At 48.3% G+C, this 19,957-nt stretch carries 16 protein-coding genes and 1 tRNA gene; 7 read left to right on the plus strand and 10 right to left on the minus strand.

Features of this window, described 5'->3' with window-relative positions; translation table 11 throughout:
* Positions 1-3: 3 nt before the first annotated feature.
* Together C3708_RS17855 and argF are read right to left on the minus strand one after the other, a co-directional pair.
* Positions 4-762, minus strand: a complete 759-nt coding sequence (locus C3708_RS17855; RefSeq protein ID WP_103949924.1) for an IclR family transcriptional regulator — start codon at positions 760-762, stop codon at positions 4-6.
* Between the two features lie 331 nt (positions 763-1,093).
* Positions 1,094-2,101, minus strand: coding sequence for an ornithine carbamoyltransferase (argF, locus tag C3708_RS17860; RefSeq protein WP_103949923.1), 1,008 nt, complete (start codon positions 2,099-2,101; stop codon positions 1,094-1,096).
* A 164-nt stretch (positions 2,102-2,265) separates the two neighbouring features.
* Between argF and rraB the strand changes: the two genes are divergently transcribed.
* The 5 genes from rraB (at position 2,266) to C3708_RS17885 (ending at position 5,904) form a co-directional block, all read left to right on the plus strand.
* Entirely contained in the window at positions 2,266-2,691 is a 426-nt protein-coding gene (gene rraB / locus C3708_RS17865) for a ribonuclease E inhibitor RraB (protein WP_095280574.1), read from the plus strand.
* Between the two features lie 45 nt (positions 2,692-2,736).
* A complete protein-coding gene (gene miaE / locus C3708_RS17870) occupies positions 2,737-3,495 on the plus strand; it encodes a tRNA isopentenyl-2-thiomethyl-A-37 hydroxylase MiaE (RefSeq protein ID WP_103949922.1) in 759 nt (252 codons plus the stop codon).
* A 27-nt stretch (positions 3,496-3,522) separates the two neighbouring features.
* Complete coding sequence (locus tag C3708_RS17875; protein ID WP_103949921.1) at positions 3,523-4,254, plus strand: topoisomerase II; 732 nt, start codon at positions 3,523-3,525, stop codon at positions 4,252-4,254.
* A 107-nt stretch (positions 4,255-4,361) separates the two neighbouring features.
* Positions 4,362-4,446: transfer RNA gene (locus tag C3708_RS17880), tRNA-Leu, on the plus strand.
* 198 nt (positions 4,447-4,644) lie between these two features.
* Entirely contained in the window at positions 4,645-5,904 is a 1,260-nt protein-coding gene (locus tag C3708_RS17885) for an integrase arm-type DNA-binding domain-containing protein (RefSeq protein ID WP_103949920.1), read from the plus strand.
* 359 nt (positions 5,905-6,263) lie between these two features.
* Here C3708_RS17885 and C3708_RS17890 read toward each other — a convergent pair whose 3' ends face one another.
* From C3708_RS17890 to C3708_RS17925, 8 genes are all read right to left on the minus strand, one after another.
* Positions 6,264-6,818, minus strand: a complete 555-nt coding sequence (locus tag C3708_RS17890; RefSeq protein WP_103949919.1) for a hypothetical protein — start codon at positions 6,816-6,818, stop codon at positions 6,264-6,266.
* A gap of 544 nt (positions 6,819-7,362) precedes the next feature.
* Complete coding sequence (locus C3708_RS23940) at positions 7,363-7,821, minus strand: DUF6527 family protein (protein WP_103949918.1); 459 nt, start codon at positions 7,819-7,821, stop codon at positions 7,363-7,365.
* Positions 7,818-8,993: a ThiF family adenylyltransferase gene (locus C3708_RS17900; RefSeq protein WP_103949917.1), complete on the minus strand. Its 1,176-nt coding sequence runs from the start codon at positions 8,991-8,993 to the stop codon at positions 7,818-7,820. Before C3708_RS17900 ends, C3708_RS23940 begins: the two co-directional genes overlap by 4 nt.
* Positions 8,968-9,723: a multiubiquitin domain-containing protein gene (locus C3708_RS17905; RefSeq protein ID WP_103949916.1), complete on the minus strand. Its 756-nt coding sequence runs from the start codon at positions 9,721-9,723 to the stop codon at positions 8,968-8,970. The genes C3708_RS17900 and C3708_RS17905 overlap by 26 nt, the downstream gene beginning before the upstream one ends.
* A 65-nt stretch (positions 9,724-9,788) precedes the next feature.
* Positions 9,789-13,199, minus strand: a complete 3,411-nt coding sequence (locus C3708_RS17910) for a UvrD-helicase domain-containing protein (protein WP_103949915.1) — start codon at positions 13,197-13,199, stop codon at positions 9,789-9,791.
* Between the two features lies 1 nt (position 13,200).
* Complete coding sequence (locus C3708_RS17915; RefSeq protein ID WP_103949914.1) at positions 13,201-13,782, minus strand: hypothetical protein; 582 nt, start codon at positions 13,780-13,782, stop codon at positions 13,201-13,203.
* Complete coding sequence (locus C3708_RS17920) at positions 13,779-14,570, minus strand: sigma-70 family RNA polymerase sigma factor (protein WP_233210431.1); 792 nt, start codon at positions 14,568-14,570, stop codon at positions 13,779-13,781. Before C3708_RS17920 ends, C3708_RS17915 begins: the two co-directional genes overlap by 4 nt.
* Positions 14,571-14,925: 355 nt before the next feature.
* On the minus strand, positions 14,926-16,416 hold the full coding sequence (locus C3708_RS17925) for a hypothetical protein (RefSeq protein ID WP_338091902.1): 1,491 nt from the start codon (positions 16,414-16,416) through the stop codon (positions 14,926-14,928).
* 526 nt (positions 16,417-16,942) lie between these two features.
* Here C3708_RS17925 and C3708_RS17930 point away from each other — a divergent pair.
* Positions 16,943-18,547 carry a class I SAM-dependent DNA methyltransferase gene (locus C3708_RS17930; RefSeq protein ID WP_103949911.1) on the plus strand — a complete coding sequence of 535 codons (1,605 nt, stop codon included), beginning with the start codon at positions 16,943-16,945 and terminating at the stop codon, positions 18,545-18,547.
* A complete protein-coding gene (locus tag C3708_RS17935) occupies positions 18,537-19,925 on the plus strand; it encodes a restriction endonuclease subunit S (RefSeq protein WP_103949910.1) in 1,389 nt (462 codons plus the stop codon). Before C3708_RS17930 ends, C3708_RS17935 begins: the two co-directional genes overlap by 11 nt.
* Positions 19,926-19,957: the final 32 nt, after the last annotated feature.

Below are 19,957 nucleotides of genomic sequence, written 5' to 3' on the forward strand. Positions count from 1 at the left end.
CCATCAGGCCGGGTAGCCCAGCGCTCTTGAGAGCTGCAGCCCGGCCTCTTCCAGCATCCCCCGGAAACGGGCGAACTCGTCGTCGTCCACGCGTGAGGTTAAGGTCGACAGGCTGAGGGCCGCAATCACACGGGATTCGTGATTCCACACCGGGACCGATACGCAACGCACGCCCTGTTCGTTCTCTTCGCTGTCCAGGGCGTAACCCTGCGCACGCGTTTGCGCCAGCGCGGCCAGCAGCGCCTCGCGTGAGGTTATCGTTGCGGGCGTGAAAGAGGTGTACTGATAATCTTCAAGCAGAGCGTTGAGGTCAGCATCGCTAAGCCAGGCGATCAACACTTTGCCGATCGCGGTCGCATGGACGGGCAACCGACGGCCAATCCGTGAATAGGCAATCGCTGCCAGCTTGCCTTCAATCTTCTCGATATACACGCCTTCGCGCCCATCGAGAATACCCAGATGCGTGGTCTGCCCGGTGCGCTGCGACAGATCCGTCAGCCAGCCCTTCGCCTTCTGGCGAATATCCATCGAGCTCACCACAAAATGGCCGCGCTCGACGAGCTTCATGCCGAGGCGATATTTACCGTTTTCCGGGTTCTGATCGATATAACCGTGGAGCTGGAGCGTTTTGAGCAGCGAGTGGAGCGTACTTTTGCTCAGACCCATCTGTTTACTGATGTCAGTGATCTTCAGCTCCGTCGCCTGTTCGTTAAACAGATCGAGGATATGCAGGGCACGTTCAACAGACTGAATAATAGGCATAATTAAGGACCGTCCACGCTGGGGTTCAGGTGAAAAAGTACCTTTTTTTCTCTGAAAAATCAATCGAATGGAGGTAAAAGCAAAACGACAACCCGAGTTGTCGTTTTTGATGTTTGTTCCCTCACCCGTGGGAGAGGGTCAGGGTGAGGTCGAGATAAAAGCAAAACGACAACCAGAGTTGTCGTTTTTAATGTTTATTCCCTCTCCCCGTTGGAGAGGGTCAGGGTGAGGTCGAGATAAAAGCAAAACGACAACCAGAGTTGTCGTTTTTAATGTTTGTTCCCTCTCCCCGTGGGAGAGGGTCAGGGTGAGGGCACCAGATCGCAGAGGACTAAGCCTGCCCCAGCGTTGCCACCATCACCGCCTTAATCGTATGCATCCGGTTTTCCGCTTGGTCAAACACGATGCTCGCGTCTGACTCGAACACTTTGTCAGTCACTTCCATCCCGCCGTGCAAATCAAACTCTTTCGCCATCTGCTTGCCGAGCGTGGTGTGATCGTCGTGGAACGCGGGCAGACAGTGCAGGAACTTCACGTTTGGATTGCCGGTCTGCGCCATCATTTCACAATTCACCTGATAGCTGCGCAGCAGCTCAATCCGCTCGGCCCACTTCTCTTTCGGCTCGCCCATCGACACCCAGACGTCGGTATAGATGAAGTCCGCGCCTTTCACACCGGCGATCACGTCTTCCGTCAGGGTAATCTTACCGCCATTCTGCAACGCCAGCGCGCTGCACTCTGCGACCAGGCTCTCTTCCGGCCAGCAGGCTTTTGGTGCGACCAGACGCAAATCCAGGCCGACCAGCGCCGCCGCTTCGAGCATCGAGTTACCCATGTTGTTGCGCGCATCGCCCGCATACACCAGCGTCATCTGGTTAAAGACTTTCCCCGGCAGATGCTCCTGCATGGTCAGAAGATCTGCCAGCAGCTGGGTCGGGTGGAATTCGTTGGTCAGCCCGTTCCACACCGGCACGCCCGCATATTCCGCCAGGGTTTCGACCACTTCCTGACCGTGGCCGCGATACTGAATTCCGTCGTACATCCGCCCGAGCACGCGGGCGGTATCCTTAATTGACTCTTTATGCCCAATCTGACTGCCGCTTGGCCCGAGATAAGTGACGCGTGCGCCCTGGTCAAATGCGGCAACTTCGAAAGAGCATCGTGTACGAGTTGAGTCTTTTTCGAAGATGAGCGCGATGTTTTTGCCAGTAAGCTTTTGTACTTCTTTGTTATTTTTTTTATCAGCTTTCAGCTGCGCGGCAAGCGACAGCAGAGAATGCAGTTGTGCAGGGGTAAAATCGAGCAATTTCAGGAAGTGCTTTTTATACAGTTCAGACATTTTATCCTCACATGGCAAAGGCCACTTATTGAATTAAAATTCACTTTATATGTATGAATATTCATTTGCAACCCTGTTTCACAAATCTTTCTTACATTAGGTGGAGGCAAACACGTCCGTGTGTGAAAATAGAAGTATCTGCCGAACTTAAAGAGGAACGAGCCATGGCAAACCCAGAACTGCTGGAAGAGCAACGCGAAGAGACGCGCCTGATCATTGAAGAGCTGCTGGAAGACGGCAGCGATCCGGACGCGCTGTACACCATCGAGCACCATTTCTCTGCAGATGACTTTGCGTCGCTGGAGAAACTGGCGGTAGAAGCGTTCAAAATGGGTTACGAAGTGACCGAGCCGGAAGAGCTGGAAGTGGAAGAGGGCGAAACCGTCATCTGCTGCGATATCCTGAGCGAAGGCGCGCTGAACGCGGAGCTTATCGACAAGCAGGTTGAGCAGCTGATGGATCTGGCCGAGAAGTTTGAAGTGGAATACGACGGCTGGGGAACCTACTACGAAGATCCAAACGGCGAAGACGGCGATGACGAAGACGATGAAGATTTCGTCGACGAAGATGACGACGGCGTGCGCCACTAAGTGTAATCTGCGGCAGCTTCGGCTGCCGCTTTGCAAGGTTTCATAATGGACTATCCGCAGATTCTCATCCCCGTTCTTAACTTCCTCCACTGCCCGACCCCGCAAGCCTGGATTGATAAAGCCCGCGACCCGGCTAACCTGCCGCTGCTGCTCACCGACCATATGGTGTGCGAACTCAAGGCCGCGCAGACCGCGCTGCTGCTAGTGCGTAAATATGTCGCCGACAAAAGCGGGGCCGACGCGCTGCTCGAGTGGCTCAAACCCTACGAAGCCTTCACCTTCCGCGACGGCCCGGAACCGGATTTTATCGCCCTGCACAAGCAGATCGGCAAAAGCGTGATGCCCAAAACCGACGACCCGTGGGGCCAGGCGTTGATCGATAGCATGGTACTGTTGATTAAAGAGGAGCTGCACCACTTCTGGCAGGTGCGCGAGGCGATGCTGGCGCGCAACATTCCGTACGTCAAAATCACCGCCAGCCGCTACGCCAAAGGGATGCTAAAAGAAGTGCGCACGCACGAACCGCTGACGCTTATCGATAAATTGATCTGCGGGGCGTACATCGAAGCGCGCTCCTGCGAGCGTTTCGCCGCTCTGGCCCCGTTCCTCGACGACGACCTGCAGAAGTTCTATCTCTCGCTGCTGCGCTCGGAAGCGCGCCACTATCAGGACTATTTGGCGCTGGCTCAACAGGTCAGCGATAACGATATCTCTTCTCGCGTACAGCAATTTGGCGAAATTGAAGCCACACTTATCTCGACACCGGACAGTGAGTTCCGTTTTCACAGCGGCGTGCCGGTGTAATCCGACAGATCAAAAGGATGCGAGACGATGAAGAGAGCCTGGAAACCGATTGTGATTGTTGCCGTACTGGCCGCCGCCGTGGCGTGCTGGGTGTACTACGATAAGCAACGCCTGCAACACACCCCCGAACAGCAACTCGACACCACGCTCAACAGCATGCCTGCCTGGCAGGTGCTGAAGGAGCAAGACCCCGCATTCCAGCAACGCATCCGCAGCCAGATCCTCGCGATGCAGAAAGAGGGCGATTCCGAGCAGCAAATAATCGATGTGATTCAACCGCAGATCCTGCACCTGCAGATGTCGCGCCTGCAGACCGCGCCGGACGCGAGCGTGGTGGATTATATGAAGGCCAACATGGAACAAACCGCCGCTATCCAGAAAGTGAGCGACGACGCCTGTTTTCGTTTCCTCTACCCGGACGTGAAGGGCGGCATCAACCCGCTGCGGGTACTGGATAAACCGATGCTGCAGCGCCGCATGCAGGCCGACGCCGACATGATGCGCGCCGCCTACGGCAAAGACCGCCACACCGTGACGGCGCAGGAGCGCGACACCGCCGTCGCCGACGTGCGCCCGATCATGAAGGAGCTGGCCGCGAAGTACGGTGAGGATATCCAGCTGTTACAGGCTCCGGACAAGGCGGTGGGCAAAGAGAAGCTGTCGTGCGATATGGTGCAGGAGATGTGGGCCAAAGTGCTGCAACTGCCTGAAAGCCATGCCGCCGGTGTGATCCGTCTGGCGGTTTCCGAGCTGGAGTAGGGCGTTACGCTGGTTTTTTCAACACTTAGTGCAGGATCAACGCGCTGCCGCTTGCAAGGCAGCGCGTGACAGGTATAATCCACAACGTTTCCGCATACCCCTTCAGTGCCGAAGTGGCGAAATCGGTAGACGCAGTTGATTCAAAATCAACCGTAGAAATACGTGCCGGTTCGAGTCCGGCCTTCGGCACCATTAGTATGTAAATAGACCTCAACTGAGGTCTTTTTTTATGCCTAAAATCCAGTCCCCGCAAGGCTTCCCTCGCTTTTTCAGTCAACATAAGTCAACCTGATTCAATCTACATCAACTTACTGATGCGGGTACAAATGCGGGTATATCCCGGTTCGATAATGTTTGTACCCACAAAGAACCCTTGAAAGGATACTCAACATGGCTCTGAGTGATGTGAAGGTTCGTACGGCCAAGCCTGAAGAAAAAGCCTATAAGCTTACCGATGGTGACGGCATGGTTTTGCTGGTTCATCCTAACGGCTCAAAATACTGGCGGCTACGCTATCGCTTTGGCGGCAAAGAGAAGATGCTGGCGTTGGGGAAATACCCTGAAGTGTCATTGGCTGATGCCAGAGCCCGGCGTGACGACGCACGTAAGCTTTTAGCTAACGGCGTTGATCCCAGTGAAAATAAGAAAGTCGTCAAGGTAGAACAAGAGCAGGAAGCGATAACGTTTGAAATGGTCGCCAGAGACTGGCACGCCAGCAATCAGAAGTGGTCTGAGTCGCACAGTGCACGAGTTCTGAAGAGCCTGGAGGATAACCTCTTTGCTGCCATTGGTAAGCGGAATATCGCTGAACTAAAGACCAGAGATTTACTTATCCCTATAAAAGCCGTAGAGACATCTGGACGTCTTGAAGTGGCGGCGCGTCTACAACAACGAACGACAGCAATTATGCGATTTGCTGTGCAAAGCGGTTTAATCGATTATAACCCCGCACAAGAAATCGCTGGAGCGGTCGCCACAGCTAAACGACAGCATCGTGCTGCGCTAGAGCTCAAACGCATTCCTGAATTACTTCATCGTATCGACACATATACCGGCAGACCACTAACACGCTTAGCTGTCGAGCTGACGTTGTTAGTCTTCATTCGATCTAGTGAGTTACGTTTTGCTCGCTGGTCAGAAGTCGATTTTGAAAATGCTATGTGGACGATTCCTGGGGAGCGTGAACCGTTAGAAGGTGTGAAGCATTCACATCGGGGATCGAAAATGCGGACTCCTCATCTTGTTCCTTTATCCCGGCAAGCTCTATTGATTCTGGAAAAGATCAAAAGTATGAGTGGGAATCGCGAGCTAATTTTCGTTGGCGATCATGATCCTCGTAAGCCGATGAGTGAGAACACGGTTAACAAGGCTTTGCGTGTGATGGGCTACGATACGAAAGTTGAAGTTTGCGGACATGGTTTTAGAACCATGGCTTGTAGTTCATTGATTGAATCGGGATTGTGGTCGAAGGATGCGGTAGAACGGCAGATGAGTCACCAGGAACGTAACTCTGTACGTGCGGCTTATATTCATAAGGCCGAGCATCTTGGGGAGCGGAGGCTAATGGTGCAGTGGTGGGCGGATTATCTGGATGCGAATCGGGAGAAGGGGGTTAGTCCATTTGACTTAGGGAAACAGTTTCTAAGATAAAAATAGTTGTTAAATATATGAGGAGCATTTAACAATCCGGGCAGATCAGAATCCGCCATGAAGAAACGAAATATTTTTTGGTACTAGAATAGAAAAACTCGTCTTAACTGGATCTCGTTGAACACTTTAGGGCGTGAAGCGGACTTTACGCCCATATAATTTTCGACTTTATAGCGAAGGCACAATCTCAACACAAAGTCGTCGTTGCGCCTAGACTGTTTATTTGGCAATTAATAAGTACTATTTTTAACCCTATTATCTATAAAGACAGGAATAAAAACTAATAAAGCACTCTATCGTAAAACTATTTTTTTCCTATCTGCTATTGTGATTTCTCTACAATAAGTGCGAGTTGAGCATTATGAGGCCATTCTCATGGCTACACCTAGAACTGCCATACACATACTGCTCGCAAGTAAAGCAACAAATGAATAGGTATATTTATTAAATTTAACAAACAACCATATAAATCTCATTAATGAAAGTGAGGCAATTGAAATGGCAGAAATAAACATTAAAAAAACATATATGCCGGAAATAACCCATCCAGTTATCTCGTAAACTTCCTTCATTGTAAAAAGTAGGATGGACAAGTAAAACGCAGATAAAGCGAGACCGCTTAAAAAGTCATATAAATCAATATATGTGATATTTTTATCCGGTTTTGGTAGAACGATAAATTTATTTAACCTTTCATTATCTATACGTGATAATAACCGGCTTATAAGTGGGGCGAGAATTGCAAATATCATAATCAAGTGTATAAATAACAAAGCTAGTTTAACTCTATTATCAATTGATTGATTCTGCGGCCAACTAGATAATATTGAATAATCCATTTTTAATAGTAAAAAAAAGCATATAACTGAGGGGGTGCAATCTGACAATAAAACTTTCCGCATCCATTTAATCATTTACATTACTCCTCTATATCATTTTAACTGAAACAGTGTTAACTAAACTTTTAATCTAATATTGTTTGACTGTCATATGAACATGAAACTAACTAAAATATACCCTAAGAGAAACAGCTCATTACCTCCTTAATTTGTTTCTGTAGGTTTGTGACGATCTGCACAATGATAAACATATTTTTTTTGAGCAATGTCAATTTCTGGATCTAAGCTTCTGCTTGTACTTTTCAACTTAGAGCAAGGAATCACGCAACACATTAAATGGATCCAAAGTTAAAATGATTAGACATACCCACATTTTGCTCAGAAAGACGGCATGTTGAATAAGCTGCCTTTTGGGTTTTCCTTAAAGTGCTAATTGTCGATTTTTAATTTCTGGGTGTATCATCTGCCCCGAATATTTAAGTAATAAAACACATCTGGTTTTGATAGTTTCCGATAAATACGGTTGACGGTTGCAGTTATCTCCTTATAAAAAATGCATTAATTGATCCGTGCCCAGTAAGCAACCGTAGTAAAATGAAAGGCTTTTGAAGCCTTCACCCTAACTTAACCATCGCAGTAGCTTGGCCCAAATAGTCTCTCGGTTAGCCGTCGTCCCAGCAGGCCCATTGGTAGGCTTCGGTTTCAACTCTTTCTGAGCCCCAGGAGATTCAATTTGTGAGTAGTAGCGCGCCTTAGCCGCTTTGTCGCGACGCCTCTCTGCATCAATCTGAGCTTTGTCCCATTGCCCAGCCTCTACCACTCGATTACCTTGAATCACATAGTGCGATCGACAGGGTAAATTCCAGTTGCCGACCGATGGCCAAAGCGAAATTGCTTCCCCATCAAAGGTTAGACGCCAGTCTGTTGGAGTCAGAGGTGTCACTACTTCAAGGCCACAGCCACAACAGCAACTGTGGACCACGGTACCGTATTCCATTGAAACGTACAAAATGCCAGGTTCAAGTATACGCGGTACCCCCTTTACAAAGCAGGGGGTAAGCTGGTTATGACGAATCATAGCGAGTCACCATTCAGCAGCATATTTCCGTCGGTTGTATAGGAACAGTGATGTTCGTTTTCTAGGTCACGATAAAAGCCGAGGAGTTTCTTCCATTTAATTACGGCAAGTGCCGCGTTCATCATATTTAGTTCTGCGACTTGGATATTTGACGCGTAAAGATTTTCAACTCCCCCACCTTCGAAAGACACGCGCTTGCGAAGGTGATCGCGCTTATTGGGGGTACTTGCCGTCACACGGAGGATACCACCAAGCGAGCCGTTTACTAGCTCGAGGCCCATTCCCACGTCTACAAAGGACACTCCCATATCCTCTAGCCTCTGCACCGCCAAGCGCTTCGGCTCGCCAGCGTCCATGCAAAGGAAGGCGAAGTTTATTCCGTCCAGAAGGTTGAGATTATCTATGTCCATTTGCACTGCATGTGGCACGATATGGCGGTGCATATTACTGTAGATACCCGCTAGGTAATCCACTTTCTTTGGCACCTCACGGAGAGTGTCTATCGACGGCGCGCCTGGGGCACGAAAAGCGTTGTGTTGAAGAAAATCATCACCGTCAATGAGGCGTATCTCACTCACTGGAGTTTTCGCCAACTGGTCCAGCACATAGGATCCTGTTCCACCAGTGCCAAGGATAGCGATACGTTGACCTTCAAGTCGTGCGGTCAACGCCCCTATTCCCACCCGGTCTGAAGCAGTTTCCAGATAGTTAAATACACAGCCATCCTCCTCGTCAGGATTTTTAAACACACGTGGAGTAGCGTCAGGTCTGAGGATAGCTGCGTGGCCAGAAATGATTGTCGCGTACGTCGTCATCTTCTGATGATAATCGCTGTAACCCTCTGGCCCGGGTTTACTGGAAAACATGTGCTGAGCACTCAACCCATGTCCCAGATCTACCGCAACGCTCTGATGTGCAATAGCTTGGATGGGTGCACCCTGGGAAGTGCAAGGATAGTCTCCATCAAAGTGAATCGTGTGCGGCTCTGGCTTTTGAGTAACGTTTCCAGACATACAAAGACTTGAGATAAGCGTGCCGGTCTTAACTTCCAACTGCGCGTTAACATACGGCACTTCACGCATCACCAAGAAACCACCCACGATTTGTACGTAGTATCCTTCCTCACGCAAGCGCTTAAGGTCACTATTAAGACTGAATGGTGCGGCTGACATTGATCACGCTCCCATTTTTTACTTCAACAAAGCCACCAGCGGCCAATTCACCACTATGTGGCTTTGAGGCCACGCCGCGATATGTAATTGAGTACACAATCTCAGGTGCTGGAGTTTCACCTGGGTAAGCGATAGCGACTAACTGCTCGAAAGTTTGGTGACTATCACATACCTGGACTTCGCGGCCATTGACTACGATGTCAATCTCCGGTTTGCGCTTTGGCGCAGTGATGAAGTGCTCAACTCCCGGGGCGGTGAGATCTACTGCCTCGTTCGGTTCAATCTGACGATCGTTTCCACCACGAATAACCATGAAAACGGCATCACCGTCACTGGGTTTCGCCAGGTCGTATAACGCGGAGCCTGAAATTGCGGGCTTGCCCCATGATACTTGACTCTCATTAATCGTCAGTTTGAAATCGCGATCGGTCTGGAAGGCCACAAAGCGCTCTGCGCCACGACCGCGTAAATCGAAGGTTTCATCAAGGCGCAAGTCTTCGAAATCCCCCGTTTCCAGAATGGCAAAAAGGCTATAATCATCATTTGCACGTAGACCAGCAGCAATCAGGATTTGACGACCAAGTGGCACAGGATCATTGACTTCAATTGCGCGAAAAGCCAGGTTTTCTTGAGCAAACAAGATGCGGTAGGCCCGTGCCGAACGCAGAGCACGACCTTCGCGAATTGCTTCTCCGACATCTTCAATATCGTTTATATTTTCAGTATTCATTTTGTATCACCTTTTGAGTTTGGCCAGACGATGTCTGGCTCTACTACTCAATCGATGCAGGTCAATCAGACCGGTAAATTTTTTTTGGATTTTTTTTGAAGTACGCCTGCAGGAATCAATCCGCAGACGAAAAATGCAGGGCAGGAGGGGCATACTCGAGATGATGACTCTGCTGGAAAGACTCCTTTAACTATTGAGTCAAGGGTAGTAAGAATTTTTTTATACCTATTATCCAACTGCTTAGCGGTCAGATCGATTGGGGTCACTGTTTGGTCAGAAAGGTGTACTAACTCTACTATCGCATCTGGAAAAGCCTGCCGTGCTGCGAGTACAAAGGCAGCCGCGCCTAAGTCAGATTCTTCTTTATCTCTTTTATGTCCTGTTCTCACCCGGCGAAATGTTTTACGTCCATCTGGATGAACCAATACATCGTCAGGTTGTATGGTGATAGAGGTTTCCCCAAGCTTCATTGTGAAGACACTGGTTGCTTCAGAGTTGTGGCTTTCCCTAATCGAAGCGAAATAGCTAACCATGCCAATAGCTAGTGACTTAAATTCAGGTGCGTAACCGTGTTCAGCTAGGCCTTCGACAGTAAATGCCTGCGTGACCCTATCTTCTATATCCTTTATTTTTACGGGCGCGGTGTTGACCAACTCCTGGAATACATTGCGAACAGCATCGTGCATCTGTAGGAATGGCGTTAGAGTACGTCGTCCTCCAATTTGGAGAATGTGCGTATAGAAGAAACGGCGAGGGCAGGACTCATACAGGGAAATCTGAGCACCACTTAGAACTAGGTCTCCGCTGACAACCCAATCCACAGGTAATGACTCGGGCTTTTCGATTAGCGCATGTAGAGGCTCCACGTTATTTTGAACCAGGCTGGACCCTATACGGTTTAAAAAGTCGGATAACTTTCGGGTGCTGCCAGCAGCGTTCCGCGTAGTAGCATAGAGAAATAGCCGATCTTCAGCTCTGGACAAGGCAACGTAGAATAAGCATTCCCTCTCCGCCTTATATTCCAGATTAAATTGCTCCTTGGCGTTGGATTCAGCACCTGCAATCATGCCATTGGGTGGTGGGCAAACCTGCTTCTGCAGATTACCGGGTAAAGTGTCTGCGTTCATGCCGGGTACGTGAATCACAGGGAATTCGAGCCCCTTTGCCCCATGAATAGTCATGAGGCGCACTGCATCAATGCCTTGTGCTGCCGCCGGAAGCTGCCGAAGATCGCGATCATCCCCTAGCCGAACCAAACGGCGGATGCGATCTAATGTGCGAGTGATAAATACCCCTTCACCGCTGGAGGGTTGTGCTCGTAAAAAATTGAGCAACTGCCAAGTTGCAATACATTGGGAGCGGACACTGCAGTCTGTTGATGTTGCCATACGGGCCGCGATTCGCGTCCTGTCTAAAAGTACAGTTGCCAGTACGCTCCAGGGGGAGTCATTTGCGCTAAGACCGCTCAGTGTTTTGGCAAGCCGATCTAAGGCTGTGCGCCCATTGTCTGAGATCTGAAAGTCATCGATTTTGGTTTTCCAGTCACTTCCGGTTTCGTCTTCACGTAAATGTGTAAGGATACTGCCAACATCATCCAGTGACATCGTAAACTCAGGTAGGCAAGCTATTCGCACCAAGCCCATTGCACGACGATCTACTAAGAGGGAGAGCAGCGTCAGCCAATCCTTAATCTCGGGACGCTCAAATACACTTCCCAAGTAAAGTACAGGGATGCCTAAGAGCTCGAGCTGTTGCCCGATTTCTGAAAGCTTCTCATTGCCTGTGCACAGGATTGCCTGATCACTGTACTTGTAACCGGAGTTCTGCATCTCCTTTATCGCGTCCGCAATAGAGGGCGCTTGAAGAAATCCTTGGTCTACGCAACGTAGCTCAGGTTTCTGGGCATCACTTGTCCGTTCTGCGTTTAAGCCACTGTCAGCATCCCCTACAGCCATATTCAGCGCAAAATTTGAAAATGCCGACACTATTTCGGGTACGGACCGGTAGTTCGTTTTCAAACGATAACGCAACCCGCCTGGGAAATCCTCATTCCCAAAACGAGTCATGTTGAACGACGAAGCACCTCTGAAGCGATAGATTGACTGCTTAGCGTCTCCAACCACCCACAAGTTTTCGCCATCGCCACAAAGGGCTTTTAGCAGTCGTACGCTACTATGGTTCACATCCTGATATTCATCGACTAGAACGTGCTCATAAGTGGATTGGATGTGAGATCGAATGGCTTCATTTTCTTCAAGAAGCGTCACTGGCAATGAAACCAAGTCCCCAAAGTCAATGCATTGAGCCTGCCTTTTGAGGGTTTCGTAAGTGGCGTATACCTTGGCGACTTCAATGGTTTTTTCTGCCGTTGCTATATCGTCAATTCCAACAGCTCTATCGTGCATGGCCTGTGCTAACGCGAGGTAGGCATTTGCATCGACTACCTCGTCCTTAGCACGCGAGATGCCGGTGAGGATGTCAGCAATTATCCGGGTTGGATCGTAAAGATTGCGATAGTGAACCAGATCTAATACAGGAAACTCATGTTCCAGCAGTTCTACTGCTTCCGTCCGGTCCAGCAGTCGAGGGTCGAGCGGCAGATTCAGTTCGTCGTGAAATCGACGAATCAGATCGAGGCCGAATGAGTGGAAAGTGCCAATCCACATTGCAGCCCCAGCTTCCGTGTCAACGCGAGCGATCCTTTCAGCCATTTCTCCCGCAGCTTTGTTAGAGAACGTCAACAAAAGAATTTTTCGTGGATCTACGCCATCGGAAAGCAATCCTTTTACCCGTCCAACTAGAGTCTGAGTCTTGCCCGTACCAGGCCCGGCCTCAAGCAGAAAGGCCGGGCCTCGATGGGCGGCGGCTTTCGCCTGCTCAGCGTTCAAAGGGTATTCAATCGTGGACTCTGTATCTTCAGGTAAAGGTGGGGGTAGTAACAATGCATCAAAGATCTGTTGCGCAACCACATCGAATGGCGCACCAAGCTTCTCTGCAATACTTAACGCACTCATTCCATCCAGATAAAGCGTTTTTACTACATGCCGTGGAAGCAGAAACTCACGTGCAAATAGATCCATTTGGACCTCTCGACGCTGCCTGCGACTATAGTCTATAACCCGCTCAGCTCCCATCGGAGAAGCTTCTGAGGTTCTTGTTGGGTCTATAGTATAGCCTTGATCATCCTCTTCTATGCCGTCGCCAAGTTCAGCGTGACCGATTTCATGGGCAACTAGGAACGCTTGTTCAAAAAGGGTTGTGCATTTTTCGTGGAGAATGAACTTCTCCATTGGGAAGAAACGTGCTCGCGCGCCTCTGAGGTTAGGTGAGCCTTTCTTTGTGCTCTCTACGTCAAAGCCTCTTCTGTCCGCCTCTGCAACAGCAAACTCGTATGGTTTCCATGGGTCATGTCCGGAAGCTACAGCTTGATCATGTAGAACAGCAGCGGCCTCGCGGGCCAATTCCACGGCTTGCACGTTAAATGTCCTCTTCCATTAAGGTAGCGATATCTTGTTCAGACAAATCAGCATCTCGAAGGAGTTGTTCGAAAGTAATCTTCTGCACATTGCGCGGTTTCCCGTCGGACTTATAACTTCCTGCAACCGCCATGGGTGGCTGTTCAAGTGAGGTTGTGAGCTGCTGTACACTGCTTTGCAGCAGTTCAGCGAATCTGCTTAAAAACCGCTGAGGAATAGATTCGGCAGCTACGGTTCGTTCCCTAAATGCCATGACTACCTGTCGAGGTAAGTTTAGTGCTTTGGAGATATCACGCATTTTTTGAGCTGAGAGATCAGCGAATGGATCTATCATCGTTTTTCCTGGAGCATTTTGGATGCGTGTGACGGCCGAACTGATCAAGCGGCGATCATATTCAGATAGCGGCTCCTCATCCTCTGCTAATGTTCTTGCCATTTCACGAGATAGATCGATGATTTCATTGGAAAACGCTGGATATGCAGTAAGATATTTTTGCAAGGTTGCTGTACCTACATCATGCTCTATAGAGAATGACTCTAGTACCTCTTCCAGGGATGCTTGAGGTGAAAGTCCTGTCATCATAGGTCCCCTTGAAGCAGTATACGAAGACTTGCGAGTGCCTTCTTTTTTTGATTACGAATGGTCTTTTCAACCTTATTGAGTGCCCTGGAAATAGTCATCTCATTTGGGTCTATCGAGTCTATTGGAATATCTAATCGGGTCATTTCAATGATTCTCTGCTGTAGTTCAGGTAGAGCCTCAATCGCCGCATCAAGCCTACAACGGTAACGATAATTGTCGATATCTGTTGCCTCAAAAGGATCATACCCCTCAGATGCAGTCTCAACTTCTGGATTAAGGTCGGCCGAATCATCATCAAATCCCAAATCGGTATTTCTATTCTCAGCCCGATAAGATTTCCTTTGAGCGTCTTTTTTTAATCTCGATAAAGCCAGATCAAAACGCACTTCGAACATGTCCAATCGTTCCTCGTAGCCTGCTTTGTCGATCATAAGCATCTCAATGAAACGGTCATACACACCTTCTCGGATGTCGCTATTTGTCATTGATACGGTATTTACGCCTTGGCTTTCGGATCTCGGAAGCTTTTTAAATATTCGTTCTGAAAGAACCTTGAAGAGCTGTTCAAAAAGGGATGGGTTAGTTGATGCGCAGCGTCGAACGTAGTAAAGAAGACATTCGATAGGAACGTATTGCGGATGTGTCCTACTCTGCCGACACAGCTCTACCAGATCTCCATCTGAAACAGAGCTGAGTTCCACCAACCTGATTTCATTTTCAGGTATACGTGTGTAAGGCTTTCCAGCCTCAGTTTTTTTTTGAAGAGGAACGATCAATGCAACCTCCAATAGATTACTCGTCCATAGAACAGATACCTTCGCTAGGCACAACCAAATTTTAAAGCTATGAATACGTTAACCCAATGGTTGCTTCATACGCCAAAAAAGTGGTGAAAACCACAACGTAGTTGGTATTAATTTTTTATATTCAATTGGTTACGCTTTATATGCTCTTGGTTATACGTCTCAAGCAACGGTGACTTAAGTCAAAAGAGCCAAAAAGCCAGCTTACAAGCAGGTTTTTTATAGGCAAATTTTTTCCCCTGAGCTCACGAGAATATCTGCAACGCAGGCTTAAGTAAGTCATGCGCTTTCAGAGGATTAATAGCTTATGCTAACTTTTCACCCTAATCCGTTTTGGACATCACGTAAGTGATTCATCTAAGGTTTGTTCAAACTTCAATGCATCCTTCCTCATCATGTGGTCAATACTCCTAAATACATCCCGAAGTTTTAAACGATGAGAGATTTTTGTCGGAAGATCCTTACCCATAATTACGCTAGTCATACATGCCAATGCGACATCAGACAACTTGGGGTTGTTCTCAAGTTTGATGTAACAACGTACGACCACTTCCACCAGATATCTCTTGAATGCAGGAGATAATTTCTCGCTTGGGATGATGTATTCGAGCATCACCCCAAGGACTTTGGTCGCTTCTTTAGAAATATAGTGCTGGTCAAATTTATCAGCGGAGCGTGTCGCCTCCGGAATCTCTGAATCATCAATGAGCGCGCACTGTTCGGCCCAATCGGTAGCGATACTAATTAAGCGGTAAAGAAGATAATGAAAAGGTGTCGGCCATTCCTGATAGGTTTCGTCATCGGGTGACGTATCCATTTGCGTCAAAATTTTTTCCGCGAAGTGCCCGAAGTAATGCAACCACATATGGTCTTGCAGGCCCTGATGAATACCCTCATGGACCATGATTTCAAAGAGCGTTAAGCCCGAATTGATCGGGCAATGAAATCTTCCTGAGTCATAGTAGGAGCCTAAGGGTTTATTCAACTTCTCAGCTAGTTTGTTATCTTCATCCAGTCGCCGATCTACCGCCGTGCCAATGGCATTATCCAGACCGTTCTTCATTGCCGAAGCTGCATCGGCGAAGAAGAATCGAAGTAACCGGTTGTTCTCCTGTAGCAGCAGACGATTTCCACGATGCAGGTTTTGGTTATTCTTTAACTCCACGTAGAGGCGGCTTCCCGGTGCAGCGAGTAACGCATCTATGTAGTTTTCAATGAAGTCGGAGTGTATCGCTTCGTCGGCTTGAAGGAGCTTGAGACAAAAATGCGGATGGCTAAGAGCCAGGTGAATTGTCAGCTGAGGAGAGGTGACTAGATTTATGAGGATTTCACGGGCTTCTATGTTGGCCTCTTTGCGAGCCAAACGGCACGACTTCAAATACTGGAGTAAAGGGCTTATGTATACGCGCGAAGCTGGTCTTGCTTTAGGTTTAATCCCGTGAAATAGAGCAGACATGTCAATGTTGGGTTTGTCTAGATGATTAATCATGCGAACAAGCCAAGATTGCTGCTTAGTTAAGGAAATAAGTTTCGACAACTGGGGTTCAACTAGCAACACCAACTCGTCGTAACGCTTTGTAAGATGCAAATTTTCAATTAGCTCGCGGAAGATGCGAACTCTTCCTCTGGCCAGTTTAGGAGACCTTGTACGCCAAAAGTAGTATAAGGAGACAGAGAGAAGAAGTAGGTAAACCGCACTTGAGCTATTGAGCCCCCATTTCCATGGCCCTAGGCTGTAGTACAGCCCAAGCTTCTCTAAAACAGGAGCAAACACTAAATAGTGAATGAGGAGAAAGACCACGCCACCGATACACCAATCCCACCAAGCCATGCAGAATCGAAGTCGTAGTCTGCTCGTAGGAGATATCAACGCCCATACAGCGGCGATGACGCCCAGTATTGTGAGTAAGCTGGTTGTGTCAATTTGGGAAGGAGCTGTCATGGTGTGTTTTTTTATCCTTTCGTTAATTAACAGAGATTACACTCAGTTAGAGCGAGAGACATGCATTAAGTGTGTGCAGCCTATAGGACCATGTAATGCTCATCTTTTCCCAAGACTCTGGTAGGAGTCGTAAGCTCATTAGATCCTTTTCAGCAATTTGGCATCAGGCAAACGTCCTCGTGAAGTTTTCTACGCTTTTGGTTCAAAGCTGAGCTTCAGACGATTTGTACCCATCTTGGCCTTAGGCAATTAAGTCCGGCTGATTTTATGAGATAATCCCAGTCAATATCACTTTGTATACATTGGCGACCACTCGCACAGGGATTAACCCATAATGAGGATTCCTCTCATCAGGGTTTAGCTCCCAAACCGAGGGAATCCAATTGTTTTGATAAGAAAAAGAGAACGCATTTACATGGCTAAATCACCAACCAAGAAAGCTAGCAAAGGCTTCGAAGAGACTCTTTGGGATACTGCCAACCAGCTGCGTGGCAGCGTGGAATCCTCTGAATACAAGCACGTGGTGTTGAGTCTGGTATTCCTGAAATTTATCAGCGACAAGTTCGAAGCCAAGCGCAAAGAACTGATCGCCAACGGTCAGGAAGCCTTTGTCGATATGGATGTTTTCTATCAGCAGGATAACGTCTTCTTCCTGCCACCAGAAGCCCGCTGGTCTTATGTCAAAACCCGCGCGAAGCAAGATGACATCGCGGTGATTATAGATACGGCCCTTTCTACTATAGAGAAACGCAATGCGTCGCTGACCGGTGCCCTGCCGGATAACTACTTCTCACGTCAGGGTTTGGAGGTAAAAAGACTAGCCTCCCTCATCGATAGCATCGAAAACATCGACACCCTAGCTAACGAGTGTGATCTGACGGAAGAGGACCTAGTTGGTCGGGTCTACGAATATTTCCTTGGCAAATTTGCCGCCAGTGAAGGTAAAGGTGGTGGTGAATTTTATACCCCGAAAGCAGTTGTGACTCTACTCGCTGAAATGCTCGAACCCTATCAGGGCAAGATCTATGACCCCTGCTGTGGTTCAGGCGGTATGTTTGTGCAGTCCCTCAAATTTGTCGAGAGTCATCAGGGGAAGAGCAAGGACATCGCTATTTACGGTCAGGAGTTGACCAGCACCACTTATAAGCTGGCCAAGATGAACCTGGCTGTGCGCGGACTCTCCGGCAATCTGGGAGAGCGTCCGGCCGATACCTTCTTTGCCGATCAACACCCAGATCTCAAGGCCGATTTCATCATGGCCAATCCACCCTTTAACTTGAAGGACTGGCGCAACGAAGCGGAGCTTACAAACGATTCGCGCTTTGCAGGCTTTCGGACTCCACCCACCGGCAACGCTAACTATGCTTGGATCCTACATATGCTCTCCAAGCTGAGCGAAGATGGCACTGCGGGATTTGTACTAGCCAATGGCTCTATGAGCTCGAATAGCAGCGGCGAAGGAGAGATCCGCCAAAAGCTGATTGAAGATGACCGTATCGAATGCATGATTGCCTTGCCGGGGCAGCTGTTCTTCACCACCCAGATCCCGGTTTGCCTGTGGTTTATCAGCAAAAGTAAACAAGTCAATCCTCAATATGGCTACCGCGATCGCCGTGGTGAGACTCTGTTTATCGATGCCCGCAATCTTGGCACTATGGTGAGCCGTACCCAAAAAGAGCTGACTAAAGAGGATATTGCCACCATAGCCGACACTTTCCACGCCTGGCGCAGTAGCGAAAGCGAGCTCAAGCGCCGCATCGAGGCTAAAGAGATCGGTGTCGAGCAATATCAGGATCAGGCTGGTTTCTGCAAAGTCGCGACGCTTGATGAGATGAAAGCCAATGACTTTGTGCTGACTCCGGGTCGCTATGTCGGGGCTGCTGAAATTGAGGATGATGGGATTGCTTTTGAAACCAAGATGCAGGAGCTGACCCAAACGCTTTATCGCCAGTTGGATGAAGCGGCAACGCTGGATCAGGCGATCCGCGCCAATATGGAGGCGTTGGGGTATGGAGAGTAATAGTTGGCGAGAAGTTAAACTATCGGATTTAGGTGAGGTTGCTCGTGGCCGCTCAAGGCATCGGCCTAGATATGCTGAGCATCTATATGGTGGAAAATACCCTTTCATTCAAACAGGGGATGTAAAAGCATCTGAGGGCCGGATTTCCTCTCATGAACAAACATACTCTGATGCAGGCTTGGCACAGAGTAGGCTTTGGCCCGCAAATACAATGTGCATAACAATCGCGGCTAATATAGCTGAGACAGGCATACTACAATATCCGGCTTGTTTCCCCGATAGCGTTATCGGTTTTATTGCTGACAAAAATAAAGCAGACGTATACTTCATTGAATATGTATTTAGACAACTTAGGAAAGATATTCAGCGACAAGCGACTGGTTCAGTTCAGGATAATATTAACCTCCAAACGTTAGAACGTTTGAGGTTTAAAGTTCCGTCGGTAGAAGAGCAAAAAAAAATTGCTAACTTTCTGAATTGTTTCGATGACAAAATCACCCTCAACCGCCAAATCAACCAAACCCTAGAGCAAATGGCACAAGCGCTGTTTAAATCATGGTTTGTGGATTTTGATCCCGTGGTTGATAACGCATTGGATGCAGGCTTTTTCGAGCAGGATTTAGAGTTCTCTGATGAGTTGCTGCGCCGTGCTGAGGCCCGTAAAGCGGAGCGAGGAAGTGCAAACTTCAAACCCTTATCGGAAGATATCCGCCAGCTATTCCCTGCAGCTTTTGAGAAATGTTCTGAACCTTCACTTGGTTTGGGGGGGTGGGTGCCGGAGGGGTGGAAGCACGGATGTATTTCGGATGTAGCTCGTTATAGGACTGAGCGCGTCAATACTGCGGAATTAACGCTTGATAATTATATATCGACCGAAAACATGCTCGTCGATAGAAAAGGTGTACAACCTGCAACATCGCTCCCAACCGTCAATAGTGTTCCTGCATATACATCAGGAACTGTACTTGTTTCTAACATTCGACCTTATTTTAAAAAAATATGGTTGGCGAAAGGTAATGGCGGTTACTCAAATGATGTCCTCGGATTCGAAGCTAAAGTTTCAGGCACCGAAAGCTATTTATTCAATTTGATGTATCAGGACACATTTTTTGACTTCATGATGGCTACTTCAAAAGGCTCAAAGATGCCGAGGGGCGATAAGAAAGCCATTTTAGGGTGGGATCTTGTAGTACCTACGTTGAGTTTGAGGCTATTTTTCTCCGAAAAAGTGAACGATTTTTATACATCTGCTGATTCTCGACATCACGAAAATATTACTTTGAATCAACTCCGCGACACTCTGCTCCCCAAACTAATCTCCGGTGAGCTGCGTCTTAGCGTTAGTGAGGTCGATACCGCAGAGGACGTATTGGCATAAACCATCCTACCGCCACACGGTTTATTTATGGT

Source organism: Lelliottia sp. 7254-16 (assembly GCF_002922995.1).
Classification (GTDB): Bacteria; Pseudomonadota; Gammaproteobacteria; order Enterobacterales; family Enterobacteriaceae; genus Enterobacter; species Enterobacter jeotgali.